This is a genomic window from Sphingomonas sp. 67-41, from assembly GCF_001899725.1.
Classification (GTDB): Bacteria; Pseudomonadota; Alphaproteobacteria; order Sphingomonadales; family Sphingomonadaceae; genus Sphingomonas; species Sphingomonas leidyi.
Map to the genome: position 1 here is coordinate 1019904 of NZ_MKWJ01000022.1, position 10355 is coordinate 1030258.

A 10355-nucleotide genomic window follows, 5' to 3' on the forward strand; every position below is an offset into this window, starting at 1 on the left:
CTATTGACTCCGGATGGTGGATCGGGCCTTATCGCCCATAATTCCGCAACCGGTCCGTCCAGGCCGGGAAGAGCCGGAAACGAGCAGAGAGGTGCGCGATGGGAGTGCAAGCGACGATGCGGACGCCGGCCTAGCCGACACGCCGCCGCCGGGGGGCGGTGGGGGCAGGCGCCTGCGGCGCAGGGCCCGACGAAATCACCAGCGGCCAGGCGACTGGCGATGACCGATGCGGCCGAAGACGCCGCGATGGGGAGGAAGACTCATGACCTTTTCGATCCGCGCCCGCAATGTGCGCACCCGCCTGCTCCTGTCGGCCTGCTTCGTGGCGCTGCCCGGCACGGCCTATGCGCAGAACACCACCATCGGCGCGGGGACGACGCGCACGAGCAGCGTGAGCGTCAGCGGCTCCGGCACGGTGACCGTGGCGGCGGGCGGGGCGATCTCGACCCCCGCCGGCACCAGCCAGGCGGTCAACATCAACAACGGGAGCACGGGCGCCGGCGTCGTCGTCACCAACAACGGCACGATCGAATCGACCGACGGCACCGGCGGCGGGCGCGGGATCAACAGCGCGCCCGCGGGACTCTATGATCGCACGGCGACGATCGTGAACACCGGCATCATCCGGGCGAACAACGACGCGATCCGCTTCGCGGAGGGCTCGACCGGCGACACGGGGCCCGACACGGGCCTGGTCACCATCACCAATTCCGGCACGATCGTCAGCCTGTCCCAGGGCACAGCCTTCAGCGGGGCCGCGCCGCAGGGCATCGAGTTCAGCCTGGCGTCCGCCAGCCTGGTGCTGAACAATCAGGCCGGCGGATCGATCACCGGCGCGCAAGGCATCCAGAGCAGCGGCACGACCACCATCACCAATGCCGGGACGATCACCGGCACCGGCCTGCTCAACGGCGCGCCCTCCAGCCAGGGCGAAGGCGTGCGCGGCCATAGTGGCGGCACCCTGACCCTCACCAACGAGGCGACCGGCGTGATCACCGGCGCGTTCGGCGTGTTCGGTACCGGCAATACCACGATCGTCAATCGCGGCACGATCAGCGGCAGCGCCAATGGCGGCGTCAGCAGCGGCTCCAGCCCCCTGGGGCGCGAGGCGATCCGCATCAACCTTGGCCTGAGCACGGTCAACAACGTGACGTTGGCGGCGGGCAGCACGACCACCGGCGCCTCCACCAACGCCGTGACCTTCAGCGGCGCGCCTGCCCCCAACACCAATGTCACCAACACGGTGACGGTGGAAACCGGCGCGACGATCAACGGCTATCTGGCGGGCTGGAACGGCGATCCGGTCAGCGGCACCACCGTCACCGACATCCTCAACCTCACCGGCACCGGCTCGCAGGTGCTGGTGAATGCCTCCGGCTTCGAGACGCTGAACGTCCAGGGCGGCGCCTGGGGCATCATCAACAGCCAGACGCTGGCGAACGGCGCGACCATCGCTGCCGGCGCGACGCTGCGCTTCGACGATTACGACGCCACCAGCGGCGGCTCGGTGAACGGCACGATCCTCAACAACGGCACGCTGATCTACAACCGCACGCGCAACCTGCAGACCGCCGGAGCGATCGGCGGCTCCGGCGGCCTGCAGCTGGCCAATAGCGGCAATCTGACGCTGACCACCGCCAACAGCTATGCCGGCGACACGATCATCAGCGGCACCGGCATGCTGCGCACCGGCCTGCTCGCCAACAGCTTCTCGGCCAATTCGGCAGTGGTCCTGAGCAGCGGCGGCACGCTCGACCTGAACGGCGTCGACGGCTCGGGCAGCAGCACCCAGATCGGCTACAATCAGACGATCGGCAATCTTTCGGGCAGCGGCACGGTGGATACCGGCCGCACCGCGGGGGCGACGCTCACCACGGGCGGGCTCGGCGGCGACACGATCTTCTCGGGCGTCGTCCGCGGCCTGAACGGCAGCGTCGCCGGCATCGGCGGCGGCCTCACCAAGGTGGGCAGCGGCATGCTGACCCTCTCGGGCCAGAACACCACCAACGGCGTGCTCGCCATCAACGGCGGCGGCGTGGCGCTTTCCGGCCTCTGGTCGGGCGCGGTGACCATGGCGGCCGGCACCGTCCTTTCCGGCGCGGGGCAGGTGAGCGGCGTGCTCGACGCTTCGGGCGCCACCCTTGCCCCGGGCAATGGCGGCGTCGGCACGCTCACCACCGGCGGGCTGATCCTGTCCGCCGGCTCGGTGCTCAACTATGACCTCGCCGCTCCCGGCACCGGCGATCGCATCCAGGTGAACGGCAACCTCACGCTCGACGGCACGCTCAACGTGCACGACGTCGGCGGCTTCGGCGAGGGCGTCTACCGGCTGATCAACTATAGCGGCGCGCTCACCGACAACGGCCTGGTGATCGGCGGCGTGCCCGCCGGTGCCAATGGCGGCCTGATGACCATCCAGACTTCGGTCGCGACCCAGGTGAACCTGATCTACGGCACCCCGGCGGCGGCCACGATCCAGTTCTGGGACGGCACCGACAATTCGGGGGACGGCGTGGCCCAGGGCGGCGGCGGCAGCTGGACCAACAGCTTCCCCAACTGGACCGATGCGGCCGGGACCGGCAATAGCGGCTGGGCGGGCGCGTTCGGCGTGTTCGGCGGCGCGGCGGGCACGGTGACGGTGGACGACACGATCCTGTTCACCGGCGCGCAGTTCATGGCCGACGGCTATGCGATCGCCGCCGGCAGTGGCACATTGACCACCAACACCGCGCTGACCAACATCCGCGTCGACCCGGGCCTGACCGCCACGATCGGCGCGGCGATCGGGGGCACCGGCGGCCTGATCAAGAACGATGCCGGCACGCTGATCCTCGCGGGCGCGAACGGCTATGCCGGGGCGACCAACGTGCAGGGCGGTACGCTGGTGGCGCTGAGCGGCGGCGCGTTGCCGGCGACGAGCAACGTCTCGGTCGCCACCGGCGCGACGCTCGACATCCGCGCGAACCAGACCGTGGGCGGCCTGAACGGCGCGGGCAGCGTGCTGCTCGGCGCCAACCTGACCACTGGCGGGCTCGATGCGAATGACAGCTTCGCCGGCGTCGCCAGCGGCAATGGCGGATTGACCAAGACCGGCAGCGGCACGCTGACGCTCGGCGGCGCCAATGCCTATCTCGGCGCGACCCAGGTGAATGCCGGCACGCTCCAGCTCGACGGCAGCGTTGCCGGCGCGGTCTCCGTCGCCGGCGGCGCGACGCTTTCCGGCTCGGGCAGCGCGGCGGGCGTGGTGACGATCGCCGACGGCGCGCATCTCGCGGCCGGCGGCGCGGGGGCGGGAACGCTCACCACCGGCGGACTGGTCCTGTCCGCCGGCTCGGTGCTCGACATGGGGCTCGGCACGCCGAACCTGGCGGGCGCGAGCGACCGCATCCAGGTCAACGGCGACCTGACGCTCGGCGGCACGCTGAACGTCACCGACCTGGGCGGCTTCGGCGTCGGCGTCTACCGCCTGATCGACTATAGCGGCACGCTCATCGACAACGGCCTGACGATCGGCACGTTGCCGGCCGGCGCGAACGCACCGCACATCAACCTGCAGACCTCGGTCGGGCAGCAGGTCAATCTGGTCTATGACAATATCGTTCCCGAGATTCAGTTCTGGGACGGTGCCGGCACCATCGCGAACGGCGCGGTCGGCGGCGGTTCGGGCAGCTGGACCGGGACGCGCACCAACTGGACCAACGCGAACGGCACGGCGAACGACAGCTGGGGCAGCCGCTTCGCCGTGTTCCAGGGCGCGGCGGGCACCGTCACCGTCGACGGCGCGATCGGCGTGACCGGCATGCAGTTCATGACCGATGGCTATGCGATCGTCGCGGGCACGGGCAGCCTGAGCCTGGCCGATGCGCAGACCAATATCCGTGTCGATCCGGGCGTGCGCGCGACCATCGGCGCGGGGATCGGCGGCGCCGGCGGGATCAGCAAGCTCGATGGCGGCACGCTGATCCTGGGCGGCGCCAACAGCTATGCGGGTGCCACCGGCATCGCCGGTGGCACGTTGCGCGCGGGCGTGGACGGCGCGCTGCCCAGCGGCACCAATGTGACGATCGCGGCGGGCGCGACGCTCGATCTCGCCGCCTCGCAGACGGTGGCCAGCCTGGCGGGCGATGGCCGCGTGACGCTATCGGGCGGCAGCCTGACCACCGGCGGCGGCAATGCCGACACGCGCTATGCCGGCACGATCAGCGGCAGCGGCGGGCTCACCAAGACGGGCAGCGGCACCTTCACCCTGGCCGGCGCGAACAGCTATGCCGGGGCGACGACGGTTTCGGCCGGCACGCTGCGGCTCGACGGCGGCACGATCGGCGGCGGCGCGCTCAGCGTCGCGAGCGGGGCGACCCTGGACGTCAACGGCGCGGCCGCATCGGTCTCGGGCCTGAGCGGCGCGGGCCGCATCCTGCTCGGCAGCGGTTCGCTCGCCGCCAGCATAGGCGCGACCAGCAGCTTCACCGGCGTGATCGGCGGCACCGGCAGCTTCGTGAAATCGGGCAGCGGCACGCTCACGCTGGGCGGCGCCAACACCTATTCGGGCGGTACGACAGTGACCGGCGGCACGCTGACGGCGGGCGTTGCCAATGCCTTCGGCACCGGCACGCTCACCGTGACGGCGCCGGGCGCGGTCAATCTGGCGAACTTCGCGACCACCGTGGGCGGCCTGGCCGGCGACGGCGGCATCGCGCTCGGCAGCGCCGTGCTGACCGTGAACGCCGCCGCGGCCTCCGCCTATTCGGGCGTGCTCTCGGGCACCGGCCGCCTGGTCAAGTCGGGCAGCGGCACGCTGACGCTGAACGGCGCCAACACCTATACCGGCTCGACGACGATCAACGACGGCCTGCTGGTGGTGAACGGCTCGCTCGCGGGAGCGGTGACGATCGGCGCGACCGGCCGCATCGGCGGCTCGGGCAGGGTGGGCGCGCTCACCGTCTCCGGCATCGTGGCGCCGGGCAATTCGATCGGCACGCTCAACGTGAATGGCAGCCTGACCTTTGCAGCGGGCTCGACCTATCAGGTCGAAGTCTCGCCCACCGGGCTCTCGGACCAGATCGTCGCCACCGGGGCGGTGACCATCAACGGCGGTGCCGTGTCGGTGTTGACCGGGGGGCAGACCAACTTCCTGCCGCTCACCACCTATACGATCCTTTCCGGATCGAGCGTGACGGGCAGTTTCGGCAGCGTCGTCACCGACCTTGCCTTCCTCACGCCCTCGCTGGTCTACAATGCGGCGAGCGTGCAGCTGCGCCTGCTGCGCAACGATGTCAGCCTGGGCGCGGTGGCGCAGACGCCGAACCAGATGGCGGTCGCCGCCGCGGTCGGCGCGCAGAGCTCGGGCGGGGTGTTCGACGCAGTGATCGGCCTCAACGCCGGCGATGCGCGCGGCGCCTTCGACCAGCTTTCCGGCGAAGTGTTCGCGGCGGGCATGACGGTGGCGGCGCGCGACGGGCATGACGCGGCGCGCGAGCTGATCGGCCGGATCGACGGGCCGCGCGAGCAGAAGCGGACGCTATGGATGGCGGGGGATGTCGGCCAGCTCAAGGCCGGCGCGCGCGACGGCCTGGCCGGGATCGAATCGAACCGCCGGGTGCTCGCGGGCGGCATCGAGATGACCGGCGACAATCTGCGCTACGGCTTCTCCTATCGCTATGCCAGCAACGATGTCCGCCTGGATGCGCGCGCCAGCGACGGCAAGCTGGTGAGCAATTCGGCCTTCGCTTATTTCGGCTATACGCTGCACGGCCTGCGCATCGCCGGCGGCCTCGGCTATTCGGCGAACACCTTCTCGACCGATCGCCGGGTGGCCTTTGGCGGCTTGGCCAACCAGCTGAGCGGGGCGGGCGACGGTCATGGCTATACCGCTTTCGGCGAGCTGGCCTATCTCGCGCCGCTGGGGAAGGGCGTACGGGTCGGGCCCTATCTGGGGGCAAGCGTCAATGCGACGACGTTCGATCGGGCGCAGGAATGGGGCGGCGCGGCGGCGCTGATCGCCGGCAAGGCGCGGACGACCACCAGCCTGGCCGGCTATGGCCTGCGCGGCACCGCGGCGATGGGCGGCGTGACGCTGACCGGCGACATTGGCGGGCGCTCCTATATCGACGATCCGGAGACCCGGCGGATGTTCCGGTTCATCGACACCGGCAATGGCTTCGCGGCGCGCGGCGCGCAGTTCGGCAGGACCACGCTGACCGGGCGGCTCGACGCCGCGACCAATGTCGGCCGCTTCATGCTCGGCCTGGGCGTGCGCGGCGAGACCGGCGGCGGCGGCTCGAGCGTCGGCGCCCGGGCCAGCGCCGGCTTCCGGTTCTGATCACGATATGAGCATGCAAGGAGAGTGGACATAATGAAGAATGTGAAGATCGCCGTGACCGTCGCGGCGCTGCTGGTCTCCGGCCAGGCGCTTGCCCAGAAGGCCGGCCAGACCCGCGCGGAGGCCCAGGCGGCCTCGGCCAAGAAGTTCAGGAGCCTCGACACCAATGGTGACGGCAAGGGCAGCCCGGCCGAACTGCTCGCCTTCATGACCAAGTCGGCCGAGAAGCGCGGCGAGACGATGGACCAGGCCAAGGTCGATCGCCGCCTGAAGCGGCTCGACACGGATGGCGACGGCTATGTCAGCGCCGCGGAGCTGGCGGCGGAGGATCTCGCCAAGTTCGACAAGGCCGATGCCAACCACAATGGCGTGATCGACGCCGACGAAGCGCCGTGATCCTGCGCCTTCCCCCGGCGACATGGGCCGGGGGAAGGCGCCGGCCTATCCGGCCTGAAGGCGGAGCGCCGCTTCGGCGACTTCGTCCATCGTCTTCTGCGAATAGCCGGTGTTGTTGAGCACCACCACCGTGCCCTTGCCGTCGAGCCGGTGGCCGAGCACCGAGCGATAGCCCGCGCGATTGCCGGTATCCCAGGCGCAGCGCACGGCCTTCCCCGCGATCGTCACCTCGCGGACGCGGCCGCCGAGCGCATAATGATCGGACGCCACTTCGATTGTCGTCAGCGCGTGGCGCGAATCGGCGGTGAGGAAGGACGTGCCATAGACCCGATGGGCGAACCGCATCAGGTCGCGGCCCGTGCCGCAGAAGCCGCCGCCGGCCGCAAGATAATCGGCCGTGGGGGAGGCCCAGACGGTGGGCGGATCGAGCGTGCGGTAGGACATGGAATCGCCGAGCTGCTCGAGGCGCGTGGCGCCCAGGCGGAGCGGCGCGGTGACCAGGTTGCGGACGAGATCCGGGAATCGTGCGCCGGACACCGTTTCGAGGATCGCCAGCACGAGGATCCAGTTGGTCAGCGCATAGTCGAAGCGCGTACCGGGCGCGAACACGAGATCGCCGGAGGCGAAGAGGGAAACCGCCTCGCCGGCGGGCATGTCCTTGCCGAAGAGCTCGGGCCGGGCGCGCACCACGGCGCCGAACTGGTTGGGGATGCCGCTGCTGTTCGAGAGCAGGTGGCGCAGCGTCACCTGCGCGCCGATATCCTTGCGATAGGCGGGAAGATAGCGGGCGATCGGGGTGTCGAGCGCCAACTGGCCGCGCTCGACGAGCCGCATCACCGCCACCGCCGTGATCCGCTTGGAGATCGAGGCGATGGCCATCGGCACGTCGAGATCGAACGGCAGGCGCATCTCGACATTGGCGAAGCCCTGGGCGCTGCTCGCGGTTGCGTGTCCCTTGCGGCCGAGCGCGACCAGGCCCCTGAAGCCCTGCTCGTTCGCCCATTTGCGCACCAGTGCGTCGAGCCCGGCCTGCTCCGCACCGCTCCCGAGACGCGCGGCGCGGGCAGTGACGGGCAGCAGGATCATGCCGGCCATCAGCATGCGGCGATCGATATGCTCCACTTCTCGATTCTCCCTTGGGGGCCCCTTGCGCGATCCCGGCGCGAACGTCAGGAACGCGCCATGGGGCGTTCCATCCACTCCTGCGATCGGCTCCGCCGGATCGCCACCGCCAATCGGTGAGCGTTCGTGGCGGTCGGTGAACGCGTCCCCGCATCGCTGATCGCGTCGTTCCTGCTCCTTGCCGGGCTGGCCGCGCTTGGGATCGCGGCGTGGCCCCGGCCCGTGCCGGCCCCGCAGCCGAGGGCGCCGGCATGGTGGATCTGTCCCTCGAATGCCGCGTGCGGCTGGGGCGAGCCGACCGGCGCGTCGCTCGCCGCGCCGGTCACGGTGATGCGGCGCGTGGTGCGGATCGCCGATCCGCGGCGGGAGGAGGCGCTGGCGGTCGACGTGACGGCGATGGCGAGTGCCGAGGTGCGGTGGAACGGCGCGGTGATCGGCGTCAACGGCCGAGTCGGCCCGGATCGCGCGCGCGAAGTGCCCGGCAGGTTCACCGCGAGCTTCCCGGTGCCCTGGGAACGGCTGCGCGCGGGGGACAATCTGGTCGAGGTGCGGTTCTCCGCGCATCATCGCTGGGTGCCGGTCGGCCGGCCGGTGCACCGGCTCGCGGTCGGCCCGCCGCAGGAGCCGCTGCGCAGCGTGCTGCGCGCCTATCTGCCGACGCTGATCGCCCTGGGGCTGCTGGCGGCGGCCCTGCTGCTCCAGCTGTTCGCCGGAACCGGGCGCGTGGCCGCGCTGCTGGGCGGCGTCGTGCTGGCGCAGGCGGTGGCCGAGGCGTCGAAGCTGATGCTGACCTATGCCTATCCCTGGCAGGTGACCCGGCTCTTCGTGGTGGCGCTGCTCGCGGGGATCGGCGCGCTGCTGCTGGCATGGCTGGCCGGCGCGCTGGTGGAGCGGCGGGCGCGGCTGCTGCTGCTGTCGGCCACGGCGCTGGCGGTGGGCGGGGCATGGTTGCTGCCGGCCTGGGATGCGAAGGCGCTCTGGGCGCTGCGTGCCGGCGCGGGCGCCGCGGTGGCGGGCGCGGCACTCGGGCGGGGGCGGATGCGGGTGCTGCTGGGCGGCTATGGGCTGGCGCTGCTCTGGTCGTCGCTCGTGCCGGGCTTTCTGGATTCCGGCTATTACCTGCTGGCCGCGGCCTTCCTTGCCGCCGTCGCGTTCCCCAGGCGCGCGGTCCCGGTGGAAGCACCGATGCCGGCGCCAGCCGTACCGGCCTATGTGACGCTGCCGCACGGCAATGTGCAGCATCGCATCGCGAGCGGCGACCTGCTGCGCGCGCAGGCCGAGGACGATTATTGCCGCGTCCATCTCGCCGACGGGCGCGACCTGCTCGTCACCGTCAATCTCGGTGCGCTGGTGCGGATGGCGGCACCGCATCTGATACGCGTGCACCGCAGCCATGCCGTCAACGGCGCAAGCGTCGCGGCGCTGCACCGGGGCGGGCCGATCGAACTGATCGACGGGAGTTCGATCCCGGTCGGCCGCACCTATCGCGCGGCGCTGGCGGCCTGGCGCGATCAGTAGATCGCAGGCGGGTCGCTGGCCGGAAAGGTTTCCTTCAGCGCCTCGTCCAGCTCGCGGTCGCGCTGCCGGGCCCGTTCGTCGATGGGCAGGCGGCCGGCCAGCCACAAGGCCAGGTTGCGCGCATAGTTGCGGACCGAGGCCTGCGCCTCGGGCGAAGCGGCAAGACCCTGGCCGGGCGCTTCGGCGACGAAGCTGGGGCAGCCGCGGGCGGGATCCCAATTATAGTCGGCGAAATGGTGGAAGGTCGATTCCGCCCAGGCCGGGCCGCCCTGTTCCGAAGGCTCGAAGGCGATGGCGATGTTGAACGCGCGCCCGCTGGCCTTGCTGGTGCCCATCGCCACCACCCGTGCCGAAGGATCGTCCGCCGGCGCGCCGACCGCGCCCTCGTGCGGATGCGCGGGCAGGAAGCGGATCAGCCCGCCCGCCGCATCCGGGTCGCGCAGTACCGGATGGACGTCGCCGAGGATCGCGATCTCCTGGAAATCGCCGTTCGCGCCCGAATGATAATTGGGCCACCGGATGTCGCCGGTCTCGCGATCGTCGTCGACGCGGCGGTCTTGCTCGGGATCGGGATTGTGGCTGTGGAAGAAATGCGCCGCGCCCACGCCGCCCAGCGAGCAGACCGAGCAGCCCAGATCCATATGGTCGCGCGTCACCAACAGGCCGCGCCCGCTCCGGCGGAAGCGGCCGATCGCCGCGCAATCCTCGGCGGTGAGCCCGTCGCCGGTATCGACCGCGAACAGCCAGAGCGCCGCATAGTCGGACCGGTCGAGCGTGGAGAGCACCGGATCGGGCGCGCCGGGGGCGGTGCGGTTGCGCGCGGTCACTTCGAAGATGGGCATGCCGTCCTCGCCGGCCAGCCCGGCCAGGTGTTCGCGTAGCATCGAGAAACGCGTGATGTTCCAATCGTCCGCGATCATGGGGATCGTGGTCTGGAGCAGGATCTTGACCGGCACTCCCATGTTGCACTCCCGAACTGCGCTTCCGCGATTATCATGCC

At 70.8% G+C, this 10355-nt stretch carries 5 protein-coding genes; 3 read left to right on the forward strand and 2 right to left on the reverse strand.

The annotated features are described in order from the left end of the window. Positions 1–262 precede the first annotated feature (262 nt). A complete protein-coding gene (locus BGP17_RS15915) occupies positions 263–6319 on the forward strand; it encodes an autotransporter-associated beta strand repeat-containing protein (RefSeq protein WP_286712644.1) in 6057 nt (2018 codons plus the stop codon). Positions 6320–6352: 33 nt separating this feature from the next. Continuing rightward, entirely contained in the window at positions 6353–6715 is a 363-nt protein-coding gene (locus BGP17_RS15920; protein WP_167300467.1) for an EF-hand domain-containing protein, read from the forward strand. A 45-nt stretch (positions 6716–6760) separates the two neighbouring features. Here the strand turns inward: BGP17_RS15920 and BGP17_RS15925 are convergent, their stop codons facing one another. Further along, positions 6761–7837 (reverse strand): serine hydrolase domain-containing protein, encoded by a 1077-nt coding sequence (locus tag BGP17_RS15925; protein ID WP_286712645.1) that lies wholly within the window; start codon positions 7835–7837, stop codon positions 6761–6763. Positions 7838–7963: 126 nt separating this feature from the next. Between BGP17_RS15925 and BGP17_RS15930 the strand changes: the two genes are divergently transcribed. Further along, positions 7964–9355: a LytR/AlgR family response regulator transcription factor gene (locus tag BGP17_RS15930; protein ID WP_286712646.1), complete on the forward strand. Its 1392-nt coding sequence runs from the start codon at positions 7964–7966 to the stop codon at positions 9353–9355. Here BGP17_RS15930 and BGP17_RS15935 read toward each other — a convergent pair. Beyond that, positions 9349–10317: a hypothetical protein gene (locus BGP17_RS15935; protein WP_286712647.1), complete on the reverse strand. Its 969-nt coding sequence runs from the start codon at positions 10315–10317 to the stop codon at positions 9349–9351. The genes BGP17_RS15930 and BGP17_RS15935 overlap by 7 nt on opposite strands. Between the last annotated feature and the right edge of the window lie 38 nt (positions 10318–10355).